Source organism: Pseudorhodobacter sp. E13 (assembly GCF_003991405.1).
GTDB lineage: Bacteria > Pseudomonadota > Alphaproteobacteria > Rhodobacterales > Rhodobacteraceae > Pseudorhodobacter.
The window spans coordinates 548,313-571,156 of record NZ_RPEN01000159.1; the positions used below are offsets into that span (position 1 = coordinate 548,313).

General features: G+C 60.3%; 19 protein-coding genes. 5 read left to right on the forward strand and 14 right to left on the reverse strand.

Features of this window, described 5'->3' with window-relative positions; all coding sequences use genetic code 11:
• Positions 1–20 precede the first annotated feature (20 nt).
• From EGN72_RS18745 to EGN72_RS18770, 6 genes are all read right to left on the reverse strand, one after another.
• On the reverse strand, positions 21–1,481 hold the full coding sequence (locus tag EGN72_RS18745; protein WP_127050398.1) for a biotin carboxylase: 1,461 nt from the start codon (positions 1,479–1,481) through the stop codon (positions 21–23).
• Between the two features lie 56 nt (positions 1,482–1,537).
• On the reverse strand, positions 1,538–4,276 hold the full coding sequence (locus EGN72_RS18750; protein WP_127050400.1) for an aminotransferase class I/II-fold pyridoxal phosphate-dependent enzyme: 2,739 nt from the start codon (positions 4,274–4,276) through the stop codon (positions 1,538–1,540).
• An 87-nt stretch (positions 4,277–4,363) separates the two neighbouring features.
• Positions 4,364–5,383, reverse strand: coding sequence for a carbon-nitrogen hydrolase family protein (locus tag EGN72_RS18755; protein ID WP_127050402.1), 1,020 nt, complete (start codon positions 5,381–5,383; stop codon positions 4,364–4,366).
• A gap of 68 nt (positions 5,384–5,451) precedes the next feature.
• Positions 5,452–5,883: a universal stress protein gene (locus tag EGN72_RS18760; protein ID WP_127050405.1), complete on the reverse strand. Its 432-nt coding sequence runs from the start codon at positions 5,881–5,883 to the stop codon at positions 5,452–5,454.
• 17 nt (positions 5,884–5,900) lie between these two features.
• Positions 5,901–8,642, reverse strand: coding sequence for a TRAP transporter permease (locus EGN72_RS18765; RefSeq protein ID WP_199743780.1), 2,742 nt, complete (start codon positions 8,640–8,642; stop codon positions 5,901–5,903).
• 101 nt (positions 8,643–8,743) lie between these two features.
• Positions 8,744–9,703, reverse strand: coding sequence for a TAXI family TRAP transporter solute-binding subunit (locus tag EGN72_RS18770; protein WP_127050407.1), 960 nt, complete (start codon positions 9,701–9,703; stop codon positions 8,744–8,746).
• Between the two features lie 404 nt (positions 9,704–10,107).
• On the opposite strand from EGN72_RS18770, the gene EGN72_RS18775 reads away from it, so the two are divergent.
• Positions 10,108–10,707 (forward strand): cupin domain-containing protein, encoded by a 600-nt coding sequence (locus tag EGN72_RS18775; protein WP_199743781.1) that lies wholly within the window; start codon positions 10,108–10,110, stop codon positions 10,705–10,707.
• A gap of 32 nt (positions 10,708–10,739) precedes the next feature.
• Here the strand turns inward: EGN72_RS18775 and EGN72_RS18780 are convergent, their stop codons facing one another.
• The 3 genes from EGN72_RS18780 to accD all read right to left on the reverse strand — a co-directional run bounded on the left by EGN72_RS18780 (position 10,740) and on the right by accD (position 14,378).
• Complete coding sequence (locus EGN72_RS18780) at positions 10,740–12,074, reverse strand: aspartate aminotransferase family protein (RefSeq protein ID WP_127050410.1); 1,335 nt, start codon at positions 12,072–12,074, stop codon at positions 10,740–10,742.
• Positions 12,075–12,150: 76 nt separating this feature from the next.
• Positions 12,151–13,383 carry a folylpolyglutamate synthase/dihydrofolate synthase family protein gene (locus tag EGN72_RS18785; RefSeq protein ID WP_370323344.1) on the reverse strand — a complete coding sequence of 411 codons (1,233 nt, stop codon included), beginning with the start codon at positions 13,381–13,383 and terminating at the stop codon, positions 12,151–12,153.
• Between the two features lie 32 nt (positions 13,384–13,415).
• The gene (gene accD / locus EGN72_RS18790; RefSeq protein ID WP_127050414.1) at positions 13,416–14,378 is read right to left on the reverse strand and encodes an acetyl-CoA carboxylase, carboxyltransferase subunit beta; all 963 of its coding nucleotides are present in this window, start codon (positions 14,376–14,378) and stop codon (positions 13,416–13,418) included.
• Positions 14,379–14,530: 152 nt separating this feature from the next.
• On the opposite strand from accD, the gene EGN72_RS18795 reads away from it, so the two are divergent.
• Positions 14,531–15,790, forward strand: a complete 1,260-nt coding sequence (locus EGN72_RS18795; protein ID WP_158623227.1) for a glycosyltransferase — start codon at positions 14,531–14,533, stop codon at positions 15,788–15,790.
• A 14-nt stretch (positions 15,791–15,804) separates the two neighbouring features.
• Here EGN72_RS18795 and EGN72_RS18800 read toward each other — a convergent pair whose 3' ends face one another.
• On the reverse strand, positions 15,805–16,584 hold the full coding sequence (locus tag EGN72_RS18800) for an NYN domain-containing protein (RefSeq protein WP_127050417.1): 780 nt from the start codon (positions 16,582–16,584) through the stop codon (positions 15,805–15,807).
• Positions 16,585–16,718: 134 nt separating this feature from the next.
• On the opposite strand from EGN72_RS18800, the gene EGN72_RS18805 reads away from it, so the two are divergent.
• Positions 16,719–17,027, forward strand: coding sequence for an I78 family peptidase inhibitor (locus EGN72_RS18805; protein ID WP_158623228.1), 309 nt, complete (start codon positions 16,719–16,721; stop codon positions 17,025–17,027).
• A gap of 73 nt (positions 17,028–17,100) precedes the next feature.
• On the opposite strand, the gene EGN72_RS18810 is transcribed toward EGN72_RS18805, so the two are convergent.
• Together EGN72_RS18810 and EGN72_RS18815 are read right to left on the reverse strand one after the other, a co-directional pair.
• Positions 17,101–17,541 (reverse strand): cytochrome c, encoded by a 441-nt coding sequence (locus EGN72_RS18810; protein WP_127050421.1) that lies wholly within the window; start codon positions 17,539–17,541, stop codon positions 17,101–17,103.
• A 99-nt stretch (positions 17,542–17,640) separates the two neighbouring features.
• Positions 17,641–18,546, reverse strand: coding sequence for a rhodanese-related sulfurtransferase (locus EGN72_RS18815; RefSeq protein WP_127050423.1), 906 nt, complete (start codon positions 18,544–18,546; stop codon positions 17,641–17,643).
• Positions 18,547–18,614: 68 nt separating this feature from the next.
• On the opposite strand from EGN72_RS18815, the gene pncA reads away from it, so the two are divergent.
• The gene (gene pncA, locus EGN72_RS18820) at positions 18,615–19,211 is read left to right on the forward strand and encodes a bifunctional nicotinamidase/pyrazinamidase (protein WP_127050425.1); all 597 of its coding nucleotides are present in this window, start codon (positions 18,615–18,617) and stop codon (positions 19,209–19,211) included.
• Here pncA and argC read toward each other — a convergent pair.
• Positions 19,208–20,116: an N-acetyl-gamma-glutamyl-phosphate reductase gene (gene argC, locus EGN72_RS18825; RefSeq protein ID WP_127050427.1), complete on the reverse strand. Its 909-nt coding sequence runs from the start codon at positions 20,114–20,116 to the stop codon at positions 19,208–19,210. The genes pncA and argC overlap by 4 nt on opposite strands.
• Before the next feature lie 119 nt (positions 20,117–20,235).
• On the opposite strand from argC, the gene pncB reads away from it, so the two are divergent.
• Positions 20,236–21,528 (forward strand): nicotinate phosphoribosyltransferase, encoded by a 1,293-nt coding sequence (gene pncB / locus EGN72_RS18830; protein ID WP_127050429.1) that lies wholly within the window; start codon positions 20,236–20,238, stop codon positions 21,526–21,528.
• 3 nt (positions 21,529–21,531) lie between these two features.
• Here the strand turns inward: pncB and EGN72_RS18835 are convergent, their stop codons facing one another.
• Positions 21,532–22,740 carry a Hint domain-containing protein gene (locus EGN72_RS18835; RefSeq protein WP_233587196.1) on the reverse strand — a complete coding sequence of 403 codons (1,209 nt, stop codon included), beginning with the start codon at positions 22,738–22,740 and terminating at the stop codon, positions 21,532–21,534.
• Positions 22,741–22,844 lie beyond the last annotated feature (104 nt).

The window sequence follows — 22,844 nt, forward strand, 5'->3', positions numbered from 1 at the left end:
AGCCAGCGCCTATCACCGTCTTACATAATCTTGAAGGCCGGATCGGCGATGGCCGGGCCTGCCTCGGCCACCGGAAGCGGCCGCGCCTTAAAGGCATTCTTGATCCCATGCACCCATTTCTTGGCGCGTTCGTTCATCTGGAAACTGGGCGTCATCGACCGACCGCGCGTGACCAGAATACCCAGATCGGCCCCTTCATAACGGTAATCGCCGGGTTTCTGGATGCGCAGGAAAAAGGCCTCGTTTTCCGATTCCACCGCGCGGCGGTGATAATCAAAGCGGTCATAGACCACGCGGCCATCATCCAGCATCTTGTAGATGCCGGTTTGCGGCGCTTCGGTGATGATATCGACGCTGTCTTCGGTGTGTTTGATGACCATCTGCGACCAACTGTCGATCATATCCGGGTTGGCCCAGCGTGCGTTGAGTTCGGCCACATCCAGTTTGAATTTCTTTTTGGAAAATTCAAGCAGGTGGAACAGGAACAGCGGCGCATCGGCATGCGCAAAGGCAGCGTGGTTTGTCATGGAGGAACAACCCGTGATGCGGGGGTTCAGTTCCCCCAGCCACAGATCGCCGGTTTTCTTGTCGATCAGGAAATCGAGTTCGAAATAGCCGCGATAGCCTTCCTTGCGCAATTGCTCGCCGAATTTGAAGGTCAGGTCGCGGGCGTGTTGGCGCACCTTTTTCGGAAAGGCCGAGGACAGGATTTCATTGCCACACCAGCCGCCGCGATAAGGGGTCAATTCCTTGAACCCCACCAGTTCGGTCATTAAGGGGCCGACAATCGTGCCCTGTTTGGTCACGCAAGCCTCAATCGCAGAGCCGCGGCAATCAATCCGCTTCATGATCTTGATCTCGCCCTGACCGACGATCTCATGCTCATGCCGGCGGAAATCGGCTTCGGTCTTGATGAAGAAGGTGGTGTGCCCGCTGTCGCCAAAGGCCGATTGCAGCACAAGATCATGGCCGATCCCGGCCTTTTCGGTGATCTTGCGCAGCGCCTCATAGCTTTTGACTTCGGCCAGTACGTTCGGCACCGAAGGCACGCCCGCCTTGTTGCCGATGCGCACGGTTTCGATCTTGTTATCCATCGAGGTGCGCAGGCTGGCCTTGGGGAACCAGACATCGGCGCCAAGCTCTTTGGCCAGCCGCTCGGTTTCCTCGTCAAACATAAGGAACACGAACTTCGGCTTGCCGCCGCGCCGCTTTACAAGGTCGATGACCTCTTTGTGCTGAAGCAGGTAGTTGTTGATATCCTCAATGCTCTGGAATTCCGCATGCGGCTGTTCCGACGGGCAGAACACGTTGGGGTGGCGGCCGTCATAGCAATCCAAGTAGCAGATATATTTGAAGTTTTTGCACCATTCATCAATCCCGAGCAGGTTGAAGTTGGTGGCCGAGATGAAATAGATCGGGTCTTCGTTGCGGTGGAAAAAGCGCCGGATTTCAGAGATGTTGTTCAACTGTGACGTGGTCATGGATAGTATCCTTCCCTGCAAGTTCTGTTGAGCGGGGCCATGCGCCCCTTGTTCTGTCAGCCGCTTTTTGCGGCCTTGTTTTTCTGTGTGAGGTCGGCCAGCGCCTCGGGCGTAAAGACGCGCAGGCCAAGTTCGGGCCGATAGCCGTGGATCTCATTGACATCCAGCGCGCGCATGAAGGCGAGGATTTCCTCGCTGACCACCTGCCCCGGCACGAGGATCGGGAAACCCGGCGGATAGGGGATGATGAACGAGGCTGACACCACCTCTTGTCCGGCCTCCATCGCCGATTTGATGGTGCTGTCGAGTTCCAGATAATCGCAGTTGTTTTCATCATAGCTGAGGAAAAACGCCGAGCGGATATCGCCTTCGCCGGTTGCGCCATCGCTGAGGAACGCATCGTGGAAGCGGCTGAAATCGGGCAAGGGCGGCAGGTCTTGCATCAGGTTCTTGACCCGGCGTTCAAAGGCCAGCCGTTCCATCTTGGAGGCGTCATCCAGCAATTCATCAAGGTCTTTGGCAATTTCGACCAACACTTCGATCAGATAGGCGACCGAGGAGCGCGTGGTGCCGATATTGGTCATGAACAGCACGGTATTACGCGAGGTCTTGTTGATCTGGATGCCGTATTTATCCATCAGGATCTTGGTTTTGAACGTATCGCCATCCCAACCCGTGCCGCCTACCGCCAGCGTGACACGGGTGGCATCCAGCACGAATTCGTCCTTTTCCCAGCAATCCCAGATATCCGTCCAACCCTGTTCCGGGTCGTAATAGCTGGACACCTTGCTTTCGCGATATTCCTCGGGGATCATATCGCCCGCGGTCAACACTTTGAAATATTTCTGCAAAAGCGGATGGGTGGAGATGGCGCGGCGCATCGACATGGCCGCCTCTACCTGCCGCTGCACAAATTCGAACCCTTCCAGTTCCACCTGCCGGCGGCCCACGTCCAAACTGGCGATGATCTGGTAATTCGGGCTGGTGGAGGTATGGGTCATATAGGCTTCGTGGAAGGCTTGCTCTACCTCTCCCTTGAAGTCCTGATCGTTGACATGGATCATCGACCCCTGCCGCAGCGAGGTCAGGGTTTTATGCGTGGATTGCGTGGTATAGACCCTGATCCGCGCATTGGGTGGCGGGATCAACCGGGTGTTCAGCAGGGTTTCCATATCTGCATCGGCCAGCTTTTCCTGCTGGGCGGCATAGGCCTTGGCATGGGCCGGGCTGCGCAGCTTTTCGCGGAAATTATTGGCGGCATTCATCCCGGTGCGCTGGCGATAGGTCGGGCCGAAACGGGCAAAGGCGAACCATGCTTCATCCCACAAAAACACCAGATCGGGCTTGATGGCGAGGCATTCTTCCATCACCCGTTCGACGTTATAGACCACGCCGTCAAAGGTGCAGTTGGTCAGCAAAAGCATCCGCACGCGGTCCAGCTTGCCTTCGGCCTTCAGTTGCAGCAGGCGGTGCTTGATCTCGCGCAGCGGCACCGCGCCATACATCGAATATTCGTTCAGCGGATAGCTGTCGAGGTAGCTGACCTGCGCACCTGCCAACACCATGCCGTAATGGTGCGATTTGTGGCAATCGCGGTCGACCAGCACAATATCACCGGGCCGGACCAGCGCCTGCACCACGATCTTGTTGCAGGTTGATGTGCCATTGGTGGAAAAATAGGTGTGTTTGGCACCAAAGGCACGCGCGGCAAGTTCCTGCGCCTCTTTGATGGTGCCGACAGGTTCCAGCAGGCTGTCCAGCCCGCCGGATGTGGCCGAGGTTTCGGCCATAAAGATATTGGGGCCATAAAACGCGCCCATATCCTGAATCCAATGGCTGCGGGTGATGGATTTGCCCCGGCTGATGGGCATCGCGTGAAACACGCCTGTCGGCTGTTTGGAATATTCCTTCAGCGCGGTAAAGAACGGGGTTTTATACCGGGCCTGAACACCGCGCAGGATGTTCAGGTGCAACTCCATAAAGTCTTCTTGGTTGTAAAACACCCGGCGGCAGATCCCCAGATCAAGCCCTGCGATATCTTCGACAGAACGATCGGTGACCAGATAAGCATCCAGTTCGGGCCGCACCTTGGCAACAAGGCGGCAGAGTTCGGGGCCGTAATCTTCGGGGTTCAGCGCCTTGATATCCTCTATCCCGCCTGCGCGGTTCAGATAGCGGGTCAGCAGGCCCAGTTCGACCTTGGATTCCATCCGCAGGCCGGGGCGCACGACGATGGCCTGAATGTTGTGGTTGAACAACACCCCGATCAGCGCGTCTTGCAGGCTGGGCACCACGACCGGCGCATAGGTAAAGGCGTCTTCGGGGCGGCGCATGGAGGCCATGTTCTGCCGCAGCCAGCGTTCCTGATGCTCGTTCACATCATCGACGATCATCACCTCGAAATAAGGTTTTGCCAAGGCGCGGGCATCGGGCGACAGGATCGCCTCATCCTCGTTTTCGTCCTTGTCATCCATATCACGGTCCAGCGGGATATGGCGGCGGCGGTAGGCCCCGGTGGTCAGGGCGCGCGCGGCCCGGCGCACGGTAAAGGCAACATCGCTGACATTGCCGTTTTCAAACTGGCGGCGCATGTGGTCAAAGGCCTGAATGCCGGGAAAGGCCCAATAGCGTTCGATCAGTTCCAGCGCGGTGAACATTTCGGCCACCTTGGCGCGGGTGGCTTTTGCGTGGCGACCTTCCGGCTCTCGGGCGAGTTGGTCGAGCGATTGGCGCAATGTGCTCCAATGGTCGCTGCGCAGCTGCACGGCAGAATAATAGTCGCTCATCGTTTGCATCGCGTGGTCCTTTACCTAGTGGTCAAGGCCGGCCCCAGTGGGGGCGATATCGCGCGGAAGGGCAAGCGGCCCCTCCGCGCAAATTGTTCAGCCTGTTACGGTTTTGCCCGCAAGTGGTGCGGCGGTATTAGTTTGGGCGGGCGCGTGAACCGGTTGGTCTGCGCCTTTGAATTGCGGCTGAGGAGCTCCTCTGATGATCTCATCCGAAACGGTGGTATCGCGCAAGTCCAATGTTGAAAGCCCGGCTTTTGTGCCCTGCTGCGGGATGGCCAAGGGGCCAAGATGGTTGAGGTAAGCATCGGCCCCGCTGGTCCGGTCATAGACGGTGAAATCGACGGCACGGTCGCGGAAGCTTTTGAGCACCTGGCCCAAGCCTTTCATCCCGGTTTCGCGCTGGCGGCGCACTTGGGCAAGGTCAAGCTCCAGCGGGAACATGTCTTCCTGCCCTGCGGATTGGTGCAGCACGGTGGCTGTCGGGTCGATCACACAAGACCGCCCGTTGCCGCCCGCGCCCAGACCATTCACATCGACCACATAGCACTGGAATTGCGCGGCGGTGGCGCGGGCGATGGCCAGTTCTGCCTCGCGGTCGGTGGTGCCTGTCAGAACCGGGTGCAGCAGCACCTCGACCCCCGCGGCGGTCAGTTGGCGGGTGGTTTCGGGGAACCAGATGTCATAGCAGATCGACAGCCCGAAACGGCCCACCTCTGGCACGTCGAAAATGCAGAATTCTGTGCCAGCCTCTACCCCGGATTCGTAAGGGCGGAAGGGGAACATTTTGCGGTATTTCTGGATCACCTGCCCCTGCGGGTTGATCACCGCCGAGGTGTTGTAGATATGGCCGGTTTCGGTTTGTTCAAACATCGAACCGGGGATCAGCCAGATATTGTGTTTGATCGCGGCTTCCTGAAAGCGGTGCAGATGCGCATTGTCAAAGGGCAGCGCAAAGCGCGGCAGCGGGCCAAGCGGCGCCAGTTCCGAAAACAGAACCATCTGGGTCCATGGAAAGCGCGCCATCAGGATATCAAGGCGCTGCAACATGCCTTCGATATTGGGCTGCAATGCATTCACATACATCTGAACGCCAGCGATTGCGAAGGGGGTCATTGTGGGGATACTCCGGTAAAGATGAGCCGCGCGCGGCGCGGCCTGTGCATAGATGCTACCGCCTGCTTCTACGCCCGAACGACAAGAACGGAAACAGGCGATCTGCGCACAACTCTGTCAGCTTGGCTGCCGACCAGAAATTCGCGCACCCGGTCAGGTGCATGCGAGGCCATGACCACCAGATCCGCGCCGACTGCCGTGATCGTCTCCAGAATTTCCGTATGCACCGTGCCGTGGCGCACATGCAGCTTGGCCTCGCGTTCGGCAGGCACTTCGCGCGCGACCAATGCCGAAAGCTGTTCCAGCGCATGGGCCAGCGCGGTTTTGGCAAAGCCTTTGGGCAAGGCATCCTCGACCAGCACAGACCCGTAAGAGGGCACGACATACAGCACATGCAGCGCCGCCTCGTTCAGCTTTGCCAGCTTCACCGCCTCGGGCAGGGCCACCTGCCATGACGCGTCTTCGGTAACGTCAATCGCAACCAGAATTGTCTTGGTCATCGCAATTTCCCCCTGTTTCAGGCCGTTACGGCGGCGATTGGGCCCGCGCGGCGGCGTTGCAGCATCACGATCAGGCCCAGAACCAGCAGCGCAGGCAGGAACATCCAGTATTTCGATGGCACATCCACCGGGCGCAGCACGCGCAACACCTCTTGATCCCAGTCCAGCCCCGCATCGGCGGCGGCAGAGCCAAAGCTGACATCGTCAATGATCATCTTGTCGCCATCGCTGCGCAGGGCCAGACCTGCCGCTGCCAGCTTTTCATCCCCGGTCGCACCTTCGGTGATCGGCAGGACGGCAACGAATTCGATCGGGTCGCCCAACTCATTCAACCCGGCCACGCGCAGGCGCAAATCGGCCCCGATGGGCGTTGCCTCTGCCGCTTGCACAAGGTTCGCGGGCGGCTCTTCGGCAAAGGGTGGATAGATCATATCCATCCAGAAGCCGGGGCGGAACAGGGTGAAGGCGATCAGCAGCAGGGCCACCGATTCGTAAATCCGGTTGCGCGTCAGGAACCAGCCTTGGGTTGCCGCTGCGAACAGCAACATCGCCACGGTCGCGACAATGAAGACGAACACACCTTGCACCGCCGTGACATTGATCAACAGCAATTCGGTGTTGAAGATGAACAGGAAGGGCAAGGCCGCCGTGCGCATGGAGTAAAAGAACGCCACGACCCCGGTCTTGATCGGGTCGCCCCCCGAAACCGCCGCAGCCGCAAAGGAGGCAAGGCCGACGGGCGGTGTGACATCAGCCATGATGCCGAAATAGAACACGAACAAATGCACTGCGATCAGCGGCACGATCAGCCCATTTTGCTGGCCCAAGGTCACGATGACCGGCGCAAGCAGCGCGGAGACCACGATATAATTGGCGGTAGTCGGCAGGCCCATGCCAAGGATCAGCGACAAGATCGCCGTCAGCACCAGAATGGCCAGAATATTGCCACCCGACAGCACCTCGACCACATCGGCAAGGGCAGAGCCGACACCCGTCTGGCTGACCGCGCCCACGATGATACCGGCAGTTGCCGTGGCAATGCCGATGCCGATCATGTTGCGCGCACCTGTCACCATCCCGTCCACAAGGTCGGTCAGCCCGCCGCGCACAGCCGCAGCCATGTCGCCAGTCCCGCGCAGGATCGCCAGAAGCGGGCGCTGGGTGACAAGGATGAACACCATATAGGTCGTCGCCCAGAAGGCCGAGAGGCCGGGGGACAGACGGTCCACCATCAAGGCCCAGACCAGCACCACCACCGGCAGGATGTAATGCAGGCCCGACCGGATCGTCGGCCCCGGAAGCGGCAGCTTGGTAACCTTGGCGTTCGGGTCATCCAGCTTCAGCGGCGCTTCGCGGGCGGCGATGGCCAGAAGGCCGATGTAGACCGCTGTCAGGAAAGCAAAGATGATATAGCCCGCCGCCGCCGGGAAGGCCGGACGGATCCAGCCCATGCCGTAATAGACGGCAAAGGATACCGCACAGATCACCGCGATGGTGAAGGCAATGCCGATCAGGCGCTGCACGATGGGCTTGGGGGTATAGGCGCGCTCCAGCCCTTCCATGCCTGCCTTGCAGGCTTCCAGATGCACGATATAGACCAGCGCGATATAGGAAATCACGGCAGGCAGGAAGGCGTGCTTGACCACGTCGAAATAAGGGATGCCGACATATTCCACCATCAGGAAGGCCGCAGCCCCCATGACCGGCGGCATGATCTGCCCGTTGACGGAGGAGGCAACCTCTACCGCGCCGGCCTTTTCGGCGGAAAAGCCCACTTTCTTCATCAGGGGAATCGTGAAGGTGCCCGTTGTCACCACATTGGCGATGGACGACCCTGAAATCAGCCCCGTCATGGCCGAGGACACAACCGCCGCCTTGGCAGGCCCGCCGCGCATATGGCCCATCAGGCTGAAGGCGACCTGAATGAAGTAATTGCCCGCGCCCGCCTTATCCAGCAAAGAGCCGAACAGCACGAACAGGAACACGAACCCGGTCGACACGCCCAGCGCGATGCCAAAGACGCCTTCGGTTGTGATCCATTGGTGGTTCACGATCTCGGAAAGGTTATTGCCCTTATGCGCGATGATCGAGGGCATGTTCGGCCCCAGCACCGTATAGATCAGGAACACCGAAGCCACGATCATCAAGGCAGGCCCCAAGGCGCGGCGTGTCGCCTCTAGCAGCAACAGGATGCCGATGACGGCGACCACGAAATCCTGCATGATCGGCGCGCCGACCCGGCTGGAGATATCGCGGTAATAGACATAAAGATAAAGCGATGCGGCGGCGGCAATGATGGCAAGCGCCCATTCCCAAACCGGAATCCGATCTTTGGGAGAGCCGAGCACAACCGCCCCCACAATCGCCAGCGCAATCGGGGCGATCCACCAGACCGGGGTGCCATCCTTGGCCGAAACCATGAACAACCCGCCCACAACCAGCGGCACGATGATGCCAAGGCCAAGCTGCACCGGGGTTCGGGTGGCAGGAAAAGCCGCAAAGGCCAGAAAAATCGCAAAGGCCAGATGGATAGACCGCGCCTCGGTATCGTTGAACACACCGATGCCAAAGATGAAGGGCAGCGGCGAGGCAAACCAAAGCTGGAACAGCGACCACGCCAAGGCGACAAGCATCAGGAAAACGCCAACGCTGCCTTGCGACCCGCGCGCGCCGGTATCAGAGGCGGCAACAAGTTCGTCAAGTTCTGCCTGGCTTAAACCTGCAACACCGGACTCTTGCGGCTGGTTCTGCGTGACCATTGAAAATCCCCCTGCGCAGCCGGTCTGATGCGGCCTGAAATCTGGTTTCTATTGGAAAAGGGCCGGGGCGCGTGAAACAGGCGCCCCGGCGGGCAGTGGCCTTACATCCAGCCACGTTCCTTGTAGTATTTCTCAGCGCCCGGATGCAGCGGGGCCGACAGACCGTCCTTGATCATTTCTTCTTCTTTCAGGTTTTCAAAGGCCGGGTGCAGCCCCTTGAACCGATCAAAGTTGTCAAAGACCGCTTTGACGACCTGATAAACCACCTCGTCATCGACATCCGCCGAGGTCACAAAGGTCGCCTTCACACCAAAGGTCGTGGTGTCGGCGTCGGTGCCTTTATACATGCCGCCCGGAATGGTGGCATAGGCGTAGAAGGGGTTATCGGCAACCAGCTTGTCAATCGCCTCGCCGGTCACCGGCACGAGATTTGCATCCACGGTGGACACAGCCTCTTGGATAGAGCCGTTCGGGTGGCCAACGGTATAGATGATCGCATCCACCTTGTTATCGCCCAAGGCGGCTGCCTGCTCTGCCGGCTTCAACTCTGACGCCAAGGCAAAATCTGCCATGGTCCAACCTTTGGCGGCCAGAACCACTTCCATCGTGGCAAGCTGGCCGGAACCGGGGTTGCCCACGTTGACGCGCTTGCCCTTCAGGTCATCAAAGCTGTTGATATTGGCATCTTTGCGCGCGATGACGGTGAAGGGTTCGCCATGCACCGAAAACACGGCGCGCAGCTTGTCGACCTTGGCACCTTCAAACTGGCTGGAACCGTTATAGGCATGGAACTGCCAGTCAGACTGCGCCACGCCCATATCCATATCCCCCGCCGCAATGGCGTTGATATTGGCGATGGACCCACCGGTCGAAGGCGCGGTGCATTTCAGGTTATGTTCGGCCGTGCCACGGTTGATCAAACGGCAGATGGACTGGCCCACCACAAAGTAAACGCCGGTTTGCCCACCGGTGCCGATGGTGATGAATTTCTCTTCCGCCGCTACAGACCCAGCTGCCAGGGACATGGCTGCCGCAGCGGTGATCGCTTTCCAGTGCTTCATGGTTGGTATCCTTTCAGTTTTTTCATCGGCCACCGCCACATCAGATGCGCGGTGAAGTTCGAAACGCGAGGCCGGATGGCCCCTTGGCGGCACCCCGGACAAGCCGGGGGGCTGGGAGAAAAATGGGCATGCGCTATGCGCTTTGCTCCCAGATGTTGGTCGGGCGGCCAAAATGGGATGGCAGCCCCGTCTTCACATCTGATACCGCCGCGAATTTTGATTTCGTGTTTCGGCATCATCCCTGTTGGCGCGGGCTTCTGGTTGGCCCGTTTCCAATCTCAGGTCAGCTTAGGCGTGTTTAATATTTCAATCAACCCTGTATATTTTTCCAAACACTTCTTGGGTTTTGGCCCGTTTTCGCCTAGGGTTTTGAAAAGAAAAAACGGGGGGTTTGATTGGAAATTATGCCGGAAAGCGCGCCAAGCGACAGTATCGACATCGGCGACCGTCTGCGCACGGCACGCACTTTGCGACGGCTGTCACAGCGTGAATTGGCACGGCGCGCGGGTGTGACCAATGGCATGATTTCCCAGATCGAACAGAATCACTCCAGCCCGTCGATTTCATCGCTCAAACGCATTCTGGATGCGGTGCCGATGTCGATGGCCGAGTTTTTTGCCGATGATTTCACCGAACAGAACGCCGTGTTTTTCCGCAAAGAGGACCTGCGCGAGATCAATCCCGCGAATTTGTTGTCGAAAACGGACGCAGATGCAAAGCCGTTTTCGTTTCGGCAGGTCGGGGATGCGCGCAATCATACGCTGCAAATGCTGCATGAACGCTATGCCCCCGGCGCAGATACCGGCCCCGAGATGTATAGCCACAACTCCGAAGAGGCGGGGATTGTGATCGAAGGGACGATAGAGGTGACGGTGGGCGACCGCACCGAAACCCTGCACCCCGGCGATGCCTATCTGTTCGACAGCCGCATCCCGCACCGTTTCCGCAATACCGGCGACTGCGTTTGTGTCATCGTCTCGGCCTGCTCACCGCCCTCCTTCTAAGGCGGTTTACGGCGTTTCGCGTTGCATCTGGATCACCTGACGCGCCCGCCAAGCGCCGCCGTGATCGCCGTTTCCAGCTTGTCTGTCAGCTCGTCAATCTGTGCATCGCTGATGATGAAGGGCGGGGCCAGCAAAACGTGATCGCCCGCGCGCCCGTCAATCGTGCCAGACATCGGATAGCAGATAAGCCCTGCCTGAAACGCCGCTTTCTTGATCTTGGCGGCAAGGCCCAAAGCCGGGTCAAACGGCGCTTTGCTTTCGCGGTCGGCCACCAGTTCCACCCCGCGAAACAGGCCCCGCCCGCGCAGATCGCCGACATGCGGATGCTGACCGAACCGATCCAACAGCGCGGCGGCCAGCTTGTCGCCTTGCGCGCGCACCTGCGGCAACAGGCCCCGGCCCAGAATGGCCTGCACCACGGCCAAGCCACCCGCTGTGGCAACCGGATGGCCGATATAGGTGTGGCCGTGCTGGAAAAACCCCGACCCTGCGGCAATGGCGTCATAGATCTGGCCGGAACACAGCATCGCACCAATCGGCTGATAGCCCGCGCCCAAGCCTTTGGCGATACAGGCAATATCGGGGCTGATGCCATCTTGTTCCGATGCAAACAGCGTGCCGGTGCGCCCCATGCCGCACATCACCTCATCCAAAATCAACAGTACGCCATATTGGTCACAAATCTCGCGGATACGGCGGAAATAGCCGGGGGCGGGGGGCACCGCACCTGCCGTGGCCCCGACAACCGGTTCGGCCATAAAGGCCATCACGGTTTCCGGGCCAAGGCGCAGGATCTCCGCCTCCAGTTCATTGGCGGCGCGCAGGCCATAGTCTTCGGGTGATTCCCCCGCCGTGCGCAGCCGGTAATCATAGCAAGGCGCGATATGGCTGACATCCAGCAGCAAAGGCCCGAATTGCGCCCGCCGCCATGCGTTGCCACCCGCAGACAGCGCGCCGATGGTGTTGCCGTGATAGCTTTGCTTGCGGGCAATCAGACGGCTGCGGTTCGGCTGGCCAAGCTCAACAAAATACTGCCGCGCCAGTTTGATCGCGGCCTCGGTCGCTTCGGACCCGCCCGAGACGAAATAGACCCTGTCCAACCCTGCCGGGGCTTGTGCGATCAACAAGTCGGCCAGCGCCTCGGCGGGTTCAGAGGTGAAAAAGCCGGTATGCGCGAAGGCAAGCCTATCCAACTGCGCCTTGATCGCGGCTGTCACCTCGGCGTCGCCATGGCCAAGACAAGACACCGCCGCCCCGCCGGATCCATCGAGATAGCGTTTGCCCGTGCTGTCGATCAGGTAACACCCCTCGCCCGCAACGGCGGTGGGCGGGTTAAGCTTGCTGTGACGTGGAAAGACATGGGACATCGGGAAGGCCTTGCTGGCTGCATCGTTCGGGGTCAAAGCCTAATGGCTTTTTGCCCCGCCCGCTACCCGGCGTTACCTAACCGTTTTCCCGCAGGATATGCCCGGCCAGATAGAGCGAGCCGCAAATCAACACCCGCGCCATCGGATCGCGTGCGACGATGGCCGCCAGCGCCGCTTGCACCGATGCTGCTTCCTCTGCCGCGATGCCCGCTGCGCGCGCGGCAGCACAGGTTTCGGTGGCCGACAGGGTCGCTGCCTCACCCGGTATCGACACAGCCGACAGCGTGGTCACATGCGGGGCCAAGGGGCGCATATAGCCGGTCACGTCCTTGGTGTTGAGCATGCCGCAAATCAGATGTGTCGGGCGTTTGGGCATGGCGGCCAGCGTGGCGGCGACAGCCTCGCCGCCGGCGGGGTTATGCCCGCCGTCCAGCCACAATTCCACCTTCGGTGCGGCATCGACCAGCGGCCCTTGGGTCAGCCGTTGCATGCGGGCAGGCCAATAAGCGCGGGTCACGGCGGCCTCTGCGTCACCTTTGCCCAAGACGCGCAACGCCATCAGGGCTGCCCCTGCGTTCTGCACCTGATGCGGGCCGGGAAGATTGGGCAGCGGCAAATCGAGCAAGCCGTTTTCATCCTGAAACACCATGCGCCCGCGATCTTCAAAGCAGTGCCAATGCTGGCCAAACACATGCAAAGGCGCGCCCATCGCGGCGGCTTTGCCCTCAATCACCTCTAACCCCTCGGGGGTTTGCGGGCCGACGATACAGGGCACACCGCGCTTGATGATCCCGGCCTTTTCACCAGCAATCGCGGCAACGGTCGTGCCCAGATATTGCTGATGGTCCAACGATACTGGGGTAATGACGGTCAGCGCGGGCTTGTCGACAACATTGGTTGCATCCAGCCGCCCGCCAAGCCCCACCTCCAGCAGCAGATAATCCGCCGGAACCCGCGAAAACGCAAGAAAACCCGCGCAGGTCGTCGCCTCAAAGAAGGTGATCGGGTCGGGGCCATTGGCGGTGATACATTCATCCAGAAGCTGCGACAGGGCGTCCTCATCAACCAGCTTTCCGGCCAGCCGGATGCGTTCGTGAAACCGCGCCAGATGCGGGCTGGTATAGGCGTGAACGCGCAGGCCCGAAGCCTCCAGCCCCGCGCGGATCATCGCTTGGGTGCTGCCCTTGCCATTGGTGCCCGCCAGATGGATCACGGGGGGCAGGTGGCGTTCCGGGTGGCCGAGTGCGGCCAAAAGCCGTTCCATCCGGTCCAGTGTCAGGTCAATGATCTTCGGATGCAGCGTCATCATCCGTTGCAGCAACGCATCAGACCGGCTGTTCGTCACTTTGGCGCGGCCTTCTTTTCGGTTGCCTCTGGTTTTGCTGCGGGTGGCTCTGGCTTTTTCTCTGGCACTGGCTCTGGCGCGGGGGCGGGCAGATCGCCGCGCACGGCGGGCGGCAATTGCATCAACATGCGCAGCACAGTGACCAGTTCATCGCGCATCTCCTTGCGATGGGTGACACGGTCCAGCATGCCATGATCGAGCAGATATTCGGCGCGCTGGAACCCTTCGGGCAGCTTTTCGCGGATGGTCTGTTCGATCACGCGGGCACCGGCAAAGCCGATCAGGGCATTGGGTTCGGCAATCTGCACATCGCCCAGCATCGCATAAGAAGCCGTCACGCCACCTGTCGTCGGATGCGTCAGCACAACGATATAGGGCAGCTTGGCCTCGCGCAGCATTTCCACGGCAACGGTTGTGCGAGGCATCTGCATCAGGCCCAGAATACCCTCTTGCATCCGCGCGCCGCCTGCTGCCGAAAACAGCACCAGCGGGCGCTTTTTGGCCAGCGCCACCTCTGCCGCCGCAATGATTGCATTGCCAACATACATGCTCATGGAACCGCCCATGAAGGCGAAATCCTGCGCGGCGCAGACCACCGGGGTGCGACCGATTTCACCTTCTGCAACCAGCATCGCCTCATGTTCGCCTGTCGCTTTTTGGGCGGCCTTCAGGCGGTCGGGGTATTTCTTCTGATCGCGGAAATGCAGCGGGTCGGCAACGGGTTTGGGCACTTTCACCTCGGTGAAAATACCGCCATCAAACAGGGCAGCAAAGCGTTCGCGCGGCGTGATCGCCATGTGATGATCGCAAGAGGTGCAGACGTTCTGATTGTCCTTCAACTCTCGGTGGAACAGCATGGTGCCGCATTCGGGGCATTTGGTCCACAGGTTCTCCGGCACCTCCCGGCGCGAAAACAGGGAGTTGATGGTCGGACGGACGTAGTTGGTGATCCAGTTCATCTGTTGCTTGGCCCCTCGGTCACTCTGCGTGCAGCCCAGATAAGCTGAGCGCGGCGGAAATGCAAACGGGATGCGCTGATCCAAGCCGCTTGCAAGCGAAAGGGCGGGGTTGCAGACTGCGGGCCAGAGGCAGAACCATCGGGGCGCGCAGCGTGATCAAAGCCAACACAACCAAGCGCCGCGCGATTGTTTGCGCGATATCGGCAGATCATGCCTTTGCCCTTGGCAGCCTGATCGCCGGGTTCGCGCGGCACAATCCGGGGTTTGAGGGGGTCTTCGTGGTGTTCCACGATGGGCTGGATGCGGACCAGCAGGCGCAATTGCGCGCGCTTTGGCCCGACATCGCGTTCCGCCCTTTCACACCGGCCGATCTGGCGGCACGCTTTGGGGCGGGCACAGACATCAGCGCGGCACTTGCGCTTTACAGCCCGATGATCTTTGCCAAGTTCGAGTTGCCCAACCTGCTGGCCGAGTTTGAAAAATGCCTGTGGCTGGATGTGGACATACTGATTCAGGGCGATCTGGGCCCGATCTGGGCCTTTGACGCGCTGGCGTGGCGCCCGTTGCCCGAAGGTGCCTTTGCCCGGCGTGCCGAGGTGATGGAGCGTTTCGCCGATCTGCGCGGCGATGGCAGTTATCCCTTGCTGAACGGTGGGGTGCTGGGCATGGGACCGGGGGTGCGGGGGCAGCTATCAACTGACGATCTTTACGCCATGGCCGCGCGTTTGATGGCGCAGACCGGGGCACATTCGGTGGATGAGCTGGCCGTTTACTTCTGTGCGGCGGCAGGCGGGGTGCCGCTGCATCTGCTGGACCAGCGCTTCAACCACCCGATCATCGCCGCAGGGTGCCGAGAGGCCGTTGTTCTGCATGCCATCGGGCCGGATAAGTTCTGGAACTCTGCCCCGCTGCAATTGGCCTACCCGGAATGGGCGCGCAATCTGGCGGAATGGCAGGCGGTGGGGGGCGCGGGATTTGCGGGGCCGATGCGATTGGCCGAAGTGCAAGCCGCAACGCCCGATCAGGCGTTGAAGGCGGCGCGGCACCGGGCCTATTGGCACGCGCTATACGATGGTTTGCGCGCCGCCCTGCCCCCGCGCCTGACCGTTGATCTGCGCGCCAACGGCCCCGGTTTGCGCTTTTTTATCCAAGGATTGCCAGACACAGTGCATCTGCGCCTGACCCGCCAAACGAATGAGCGGCGCATCGGGCTGCATCTGTGTTTCCAGAAGGACGCGCCCCACGCCCAAGCGATTTTCGCGCGGCTGGACGGGCTTGCCCTTGCGGCGACCAAAGGCAAACCCTTGGAACTGGCACAAACGCGGCATGGCCTGACCTATGGCACGGTGCTGCCTGTGGCCGCCTGCGCCGAGGCGATGGCCCAGATCATGGACGCCTTGCGCGATCTGTAGGCCCGCGCAACGCGCTAGGCCACGTCCCGCGCCAAAAGCTGGCCACCGGGGCCGGGTTTCACCTCAAACCGGCTGATCTTGCGCACAAGGTCTGACAGCTTGGCGCTGCCATAGGTGCGGGTATCGAAATCCGGTGCGCCTTGGGTGATATACTGGCCAATCTGGCCCAGTGAATACCATTCCCCTTCTGGGTCAATGGCACGCATGGCGGCGATGATCAGCGGAATGGCCTTGGCGGGGGCTTCCTTGGGGCCACGGGCAGGCGCAGGCTCTGCCGGCATTTCGGGCATCATGCCACGGTCTGGCCTGACCACCGGGCGCGCAGGCTCTGGCGCGCGATCATCGCTTTCATCGCTGCCAAGGTTTTCGACATAGATGAACCGCTTGCACGCCATACGAAACGCCTCGGGCGTTTTCTTCTCACCGATGCCATAGACGTCCAGCCCCTGTTCGCGGATACGCGCCGCAAGCCGGGTGAAATCACTGTCGGAACTGACCAGCACAAAGCCGTCAAACAGGCCCGAGTGCAGGAAATCCATCGCCGCAATCACGAGGCCGATGTCGGACGCATTCTTGCCCTTGGTGTTGGAAAACTGCTGGTCGGCAACGAGGCCCAAGGCTGCCACCTTGCGCGCCCAGCCGCCCAGCCGCTGCGCGGACCAGTCACCATAGATGCGGCGCACCGAGGCTTCGCCCAGCCCCGCGATCTCTTCAAAGATCGCCTCGGCATAGGAGGCGGGCACGTTATCAGCATCAATCAAAACAGCAAGGCGCGGCGCGCGCGGGTCAGACATCGGGGTTTCCTTTCGGTCCGTTGCCCCTTGTTAGCCCATCACAGCCACGGGCGACAGCGCGCAAAGCTAAAACCTGCGCTGTCTTTTTGGAAATGCCTGTGCAAAATGGCACCGTCCAACAAGAGTATTCTGGTATGAAGCCCACCTTAATGATTTTCGCACTGATCGGCTTGGTCGGATGTATGCGTGCGCCGGACCCCGCGCCCCCTGTTCCGCTGCCCCCACCCGACAATGGGCTGGAGGAGCGTGAGCCAGACAGTTGCGGCGCTGGCGAGCTGTCAAGCCTGATCGGGCAACCCGAAGGCATGATCCGCACGGTTCCCATGGCCCGCGCTTACCGCGTCATCCCGCTGGGGGCGATTGTGACGCAGGAATATAATGCGCAGCGGGTGGATTTCTATCTGGATGAAAACAACCTGATCTCTCGCATCAGCTGCGGATAGGACGCGCCTTGCGCCCCAAAGCAAAACGGCCAGCCCACGCGGGACTGGCCTTTTCCTTTTCGGTTCCGGGCGCTTATTTCTTGGCGCGGAAATCGGTGTGGCATGCCTTGCAGGCACCGCCAATATCGCCCATCCCGGCCTGCACCCCTTCGATCGAGGACACATCAATCGCGCCCGCAGCGGTTTCCAGCGCCTTGGCCTTTTCGACAAAGCCTTCCATGTTCATCCAGATGTCCGGGCGTGCCTCGGATACCGGGTCATCAGCTTCGGTTTCAAAGGCGGCGGGGATTTGCGCAGCAGCAGCAGACAAAGCGGCCTTTGCGGCTTCGGCGGCGTTGGCGTCAAAGGCGGCTTTGCCACCGGCCATATCGCCCAGAACCTTGGTGTTCATGCCGATGGTGCCCATCAGGTCCATCCGCGCCTTTACGGTCGGATCTTGCACGCCTTCCTTGGCAATCGCCACGCCGGCGCTCAGGGTGAGGCCGATAATCAATGCTTTAGCTGCGAATCGCATGGGTGAATGCTCCTGTTGATTGAAGCCCCGAGTATAGCCGCGACATTCTGTCCGCATAGTTCCCAAAGTGACATTCACGCGATTGTCATGCGGTTTTCTTCACCCTTCGGCAAGATGCCGCTCGCCCCGTGCCTTGGCCAAGGCGATCTGCTTTTGCCGTTCGCGAAAGCGCGCGCGGTCGGCATCGGTATGCTCTGCGTGGCACTGATGGCAGGACACGCCTTCTTCATATTCGGGGCGCGTCTTATCCTCGGGCGCCAGCGGGCGGCGACAACCGTGGCAGGTAAAATACGGGCCGGGCACAAGCCCGTGACCCACCGATACGCGGTTATCAAAAACGTAACATTCGCCGTTCCACAGGCTTTCCTCTGGCGGCATTTCCTCAAGGTATTTCAGGATACCGCCTTTGAGGTGATAGACATCCTCTACCCCCTGCCCCAACAGATAATTGGTTGATTTCTCACAACGAATGCCACCGGTGCAGAACATCGCGATACGCTTGTTGTGAAAGCGGTCCTTGTTTGCCTCCCACCAGGCGGGGAATTCGCGGAAAGATTTGGTTTCGGGGTCAATCGCGCCTTCGAAGGTTCCGATGCCGACCTCGTAATCGTTGCGCGTGTCGATCACGGCCACATCCGGCGCAGAGATCAGCGCGTTCCATTCTTCGGGGTTCAGGTAATGGCCGACGCGAGCGCGCGGGTCTATATCGGGCTGGCCCATCGTCACGATCTCACGCTTCAAGCGCACCTTGAAGCGGCCAAAGGGCTGATCCTCGGACCAGCTTTCCTTATGCTCCAGATCGGCGCAACCGGGCAGGGCGCGGATATGGGTCAGCATCGCATCAATCCCCGCACGGTCGCCGGAAATGGTGCCATTGATCCCCTCGGACGCCAGCAAAAGAGAGCCGCGAATACCATGGGCGCGGCCAAATTCCAGCAGCGGCTGTTGCAGGGCTGCAAAGTCGGGGAAGCGGGTGAAGTGATAAAGCGCGGCGATTGTAAACATGGGCATTCTCTTGCCGTGCCATGCGCAAAAAGGCAAGGTATCAACTGACGCAGGACAAGGAGACAGCCATGGCAGACGCCCTGATCGTGATTGATGTGCAGAATGATTTTTGCCCCGGCGGCGCGCTGGCTGTGGCCGGGGGCGATGCGATTGTGGCGGGCATCAACGTGCTGATGGCCGATTTCAATGCGGTGGTGCTGACGCAGGATTGGCACCCCGCCGACCATTCCTCTTTCGCGGACAACCATTCCGGCGCAGAGCCTTTCAGCATGGTAGATATGCCCTATGGGCCACAGGTGCTGTGGCCGCGCCATTGTGTGCAAGGGTCCAACGGGGCCGCCTTTCACGAAGCGTTAAACAGCAACCGCGCGGATATGATCATCCGCAAAGGGTTCCGCCCGCAGATCGACAGTTACAGCGCGTTTTTTGAAAATGACCACAAAACCCCCACCGGGCTGGAGGGTTATTTGCGCAGCCGGGGGCTGACCAAATTGGTGCTGACGGGTTTGGCCACCGATTTCTGCGTCGGTTTCTCGGCGCTGGACGCGGCGGCGCTGGGGTTTGAAGTTACCGTGCGGATGGACCTGTGCCGCGCCATTGACCTGAACGGATCACTGGCGGGCATGGTCGACAAGATGAAAGCGGCAGGGGTTGCGCTGGCTTAAAGCCCGGCACCTTCGTCCAGCCCCAGCATGATATTGAGGTTCTGCACCGCAGCCCCCGAGGCCCCTTTGCCAAGGTTGTCCAGAATGGCCGACAGAACCACACGCCCTTCGGCTGCATCGCCCAGAACCGACAATTCCAGCTTGTTGGTGTTGTTCAGCGCCTGCGGGTTTTCGCGCGCCTGCGCCTGATCCAACGGGCGGACAGAGACAAAGCGGCTGCCCGCGTAATGCGCCGACAGGGCGGCGTGCAGTTCCACCGCGCGGCTGGTGCGCAGCGGGATTTGCACAATCATGCCTTGGGCATATTGCCCGACGGCGGGCACAAAGATCGGCGTGGCCGACACTTGGCCGTAATGCATCACCTCGGGCATGTGTTTGTGGTGCTGGGTGGTGGCGTAAAGAAAGTTGCCCGTCACCTCACCTTTTTCAAACTCGGCAATCATGGCTTTGCCGCCGCCTGTATACCCCGAGATGCCAAAGATCGACAAAGCGTCATCACGCGCGATCAGCCCTGCATCGGTCAGCGGGCGCAGCAAGGCGATGGCGCAGGTGGAATAGCAACCGGGGTTCGAAACATATTTGGCCCCGGCAATCGCCGCACGCTGGCCCGCTGCAAGTTCGGGAAAGCCATAAACCCAATTCGGGTTCACCCGATGGGCGGTGCTGGCATCAATCAACCGCGTGGGCAGCGATTGGCAGATGGTCGCCGCCTCACGCGAGGCATCATCCGGCAGGCACAGAATGGCGATATCGGCGGCGGCAAAGGCATCGGCCCGCGCGCCTGCATCCTTGCGCCGATCCTCGGGCAAGGAGATCAGCGAAATATCCTTGCGCCCCAGCAAACGGTCACGGATTTGCAGCCCGGTTGTGCCAACCTCGCCGTCGATAAAGACTTTCGCGCTCATATCCATACCTCGTTTTGCTGTATTCGCGCCCCTTGTAACGGTTGATGAGGCCATAGCCAAGCTGGACAAGTGCCAAGGGGCTTGATTTAACCGCAGTTACCGGCAGGGAAGGAATGAATATGGTCGATATTGCAACGCGGGTGCATAACCACAAATGGAAAATTGACCCGATTGTTCGGTCCCTGATTGATACCGATTTTTACAAACTGCTGATGTGCCAGTCGGTGTTCCGCAACAAGCCCGACACCAATGTCACCTTCAGCCTGATCAACCGCACCAAACGCATCCGGCTGGCCGATCTGGTGGATGAGGGCGAGCTGCGCGAGCAGTTGGACCATATCCGCACCCTGCGCCTGTCGCGCGGGGAAAGCACCTGGCTGCGCGGCAACACGTTTTACGGCAAGCGCCAGATGTTCCGCCCCGATTTCATGGAATGGTTCGAAGGGCTGCGCCTGCCGCCCTATCACCTTGAAAAACGCGATGGCCAGTATGAGCTGACGTTTGAGGGCAAATGGCCCGAGGTGATGATGTGGGAAATCCCTGCGCTGGCCGTATTGATGGAATTGCGCGGCCGCGCCGTGCTGGCCGATATGGGCAAGTTTGAACTTCAAGTGCTTTATGCCCGCGCGATGACCAAACTGTGGGAAAAGATCGAACGCTTGCGGCAGGTTCAGGGGTTGCGGATCGCCGATTTCGGCACCCGCCGCCGCCATTCCTTTTTGTGGCAGGATTGGTGCGTGCAGGCGATGCAGGAAGGGTTGGGCGGGGCCTTTGCCGGCACCTCCAACTGCCTGATCGCGATGCGCCGCGAGGTGGAGGCGATTGGCACCAACGCGCATGAATTGCCGATGGTTTACAGCGCCTTGGCGGAAAGCGATGCCGATCTGGCCCAAGCGCCCTATCAGGTGTTGGCCGATTGGCATGAAGAACATGACGGCAATCTGCGCATCATTTTGCCCGATACCTATGGCACCAAGGGCTTTCTGGCCCGCGCGCCGGAATGGCTGGCGAAATGGACAGGCATTCGTATCGACAGCGGCGACCCGGCCACGGGTGCCGAAACCGCGATCAAGTGGTGGCAAGACCGCGGCGAAGACCCGCGCCAGAAGCTTGTCATCTTTTCGGACGGGCTGGATGTGGAAATCATCGAGCGGTTGCAAAAGCAATTTACAGGCCGGGTCAAAGTGTCCTTTGGTTGGGGCACCATGCTGACCAATGATTTCCGTGGCCTTGTGGCGGATGATGCGCTGGCCCCGTTCAGCCTTGTGTGTAAGGCGATTTCGGCCAATGGTCGCCCCACCGTGAAGCTAAGCGACAACCCAAACAAGGCGATGGGCCCGGCCTCGGAAATCGCGCGTTACAAGCGGGTGTTTGGCGTGGGCGAACAAAGCGCGATGGATGTGATCGTCTGACGTTCAGGCAAACTGCGGCGCGGCCCACAGCGCCTTGTGGTTCTTGGCATGGCGTTCCACCAGTTTGCGCGCCAGCTTTCCAGCGGCAAACAAGCGCGCGGGCTGATGCGCGCTTTGCGGCAGGGTTGAGGTGCCAACCCCCAGCAAAAGCGCCAGTTCCGACAATGCGGGCGCATCCATTGCCCGCAACGCCTGCGGGCCAAGATACAGGCTTTCACTGGGCGCACCTTCGGCAAACACAATCTCATGCGCGCCAAACAGCAGGTGCAGATAGGTGACCACCTGTTCGGGCAAAACCACATCAACGCCCGCAAGGCCGGTCAGGTTTTTCGCCGCGACCAGCACCTCTGACGCGCCAAACATCCGCTCTGCGATGCGCGAGGCCACCAACACGCGGTGCTGTTGCGACAGCAGCAAATCGCGGGAGGGCAGGCCATTTCCCAACGCATTCCGCGCGATGCGGACAGGGCAAAGCCGCTGATCCTGCACAAAGGCAGCGGGCGTGTGGCTTTGCGACCAGACCCATACCACCGGCTGCGCGCCATGGTCCCGCGTCAACACCAGATCACCGGGGCGCAGCGCCTCGATCATCACGGGGCCGGACGGGGTTTCGATCCGCGTGCCCGCGGTAAAGCAAACATTGAAGGTTCCCGGTGTCGGGGTTTCATTATTCACAAAGACGTTGGACCCATCGGGCGCGCGCTGGATTGAAAACCCATCCACATCATTGCCGAAATTTTCCCCTGCACCGATGCGCGTGGCGGTGCTGGAAAACCCGGAATAGCCTGCCGCGCCAATGGTCGGGTTGTCCAGTGCGGCCCCGTTGAACCGGGCGACGATATAGCTGTTGGCGGTCGGGTCATAGACGACCACATTATCGCCCGTATTGGTGATCACGGCCGAGCCGCGCCCCGCATCGAAAGCCAGGCTGCCTGCGGGCATCGTGGGCAAACTGCCGCCCGGCTGCACCCCGATGATGATCAGCGCATGCCCGCCCGGCCCCAGCACGGCCCCGCTGGGAATGGTGAACCATTGGCCCACGCCGCGATCCCAGAATTGCAGCCCCGCGATGCTGATCGGTGCGCCAGTGGTGTTTACCAGTTCGATGAATTCATCCGTGGCCGCCGAGGTGCCATTGCCATCGGTATCGAATGAGGTGGCCCCGTTCGGGTCCACCAATATTTCATTGATCGCGATGCCACCACGCAACATATCTGCCAAGGCACAAACCCCATCAACCCGCTACACAACTATAGCAGAGGTTAGCACCCGCCCGCAGCACCACAAAGCACTGAAATTTAATAAGTTTATTCTGC

Bases quoted from the DNA above. Each gene is read 5' to 3' on its own strand.
- EGN72_RS18745 (WP_127050398.1), bottom strand. From the start codon at position 1,481: ATGACCACGTCACAGTTGAACAACATCTCTGAAATCCGGCGCTTTTTC.
- EGN72_RS18750 (WP_127050400.1), bottom strand. From the start codon at position 4,276: ATGCAAACGATGAGCGACTATTATTCTGCCGTGCAGCTGCGCAGCGAC.
- EGN72_RS18755 (WP_127050402.1), bottom strand. From the start codon at position 5,383: ATGACCCCCTTCGCAATCGCTGGCGTTCAGATGTATGTGAATGCATTG.
- EGN72_RS18760 (WP_127050405.1), bottom strand. From the start codon at position 5,883: ATGACCAAGACAATTCTGGTTGCGATTGACGTTACCGAAGACGCGTCA.
- EGN72_RS18765 (WP_199743780.1), bottom strand. From the start codon at position 8,642: ATGGTCACGCAGAACCAGCCGCAAGAGTCCGGTGTTGCAGGTTTAAGC.
- EGN72_RS18770 (WP_127050407.1), bottom strand. From the start codon at position 9,703: ATGAAGCACTGGAAAGCGATCACCGCTGCGGCAGCCATGTCCCTGGCA.
- EGN72_RS18775 (WP_199743781.1), top strand. From the start codon at position 10,108: ATGCCGGAAAGCGCGCCAAGCGACAGTATCGACATCGGCGACCGTCTG.
- EGN72_RS18780 (WP_127050410.1), bottom strand. From the start codon at position 12,074: ATGTCCCATGTCTTTCCACGTCACAGCAAGCTTAACCCGCCCACCGCC.
- EGN72_RS18785 (WP_370323344.1), bottom strand. From the start codon at position 13,383: ATGATGACGCTGCATCCGAAGATCATTGACCTGACACTGGACCGGATG.
- accD (WP_127050414.1), bottom strand. From the start codon at position 14,378: ATGAACTGGATCACCAACTACGTCCGTCCGACCATCAACTCCCTGTTT.
- EGN72_RS18800 (WP_127050417.1), bottom strand. From the start codon at position 16,584: ATGTCTGACCCGCGCGCGCCGCGCCTTGCTGTTTTGATTGATGCTGAT.
- EGN72_RS18805 (WP_158623228.1), top strand. From the start codon at position 16,719: ATGAAGCCCACCTTAATGATTTTCGCACTGATCGGCTTGGTCGGATGT.
- EGN72_RS18810 (WP_127050421.1), bottom strand. From the start codon at position 17,541: ATGCGATTCGCAGCTAAAGCATTGATTATCGGCCTCACCCTGAGCGCC.
- EGN72_RS18815 (WP_127050423.1), bottom strand. From the start codon at position 18,546: ATGTTTACAATCGCCGCGCTTTATCACTTCACCCGCTTCCCCGACTTT.
- pncA (WP_127050425.1), top strand. From the start codon at position 18,615: ATGGCAGACGCCCTGATCGTGATTGATGTGCAGAATGATTTTTGCCCC.
- argC (WP_127050427.1), bottom strand. From the start codon at position 20,116: ATGAGCGCGAAAGTCTTTATCGACGGCGAGGTTGGCACAACCGGGCTG.
- pncB (WP_127050429.1), top strand. From the start codon at position 20,236: ATGGTCGATATTGCAACGCGGGTGCATAACCACAAATGGAAAATTGAC.
- EGN72_RS18835 (WP_233587196.1), bottom strand. From the start codon at position 22,740: ATGTTGCGTGGTGGCATCGCGATCAATGAAATATTGGTGGACCCGAAC.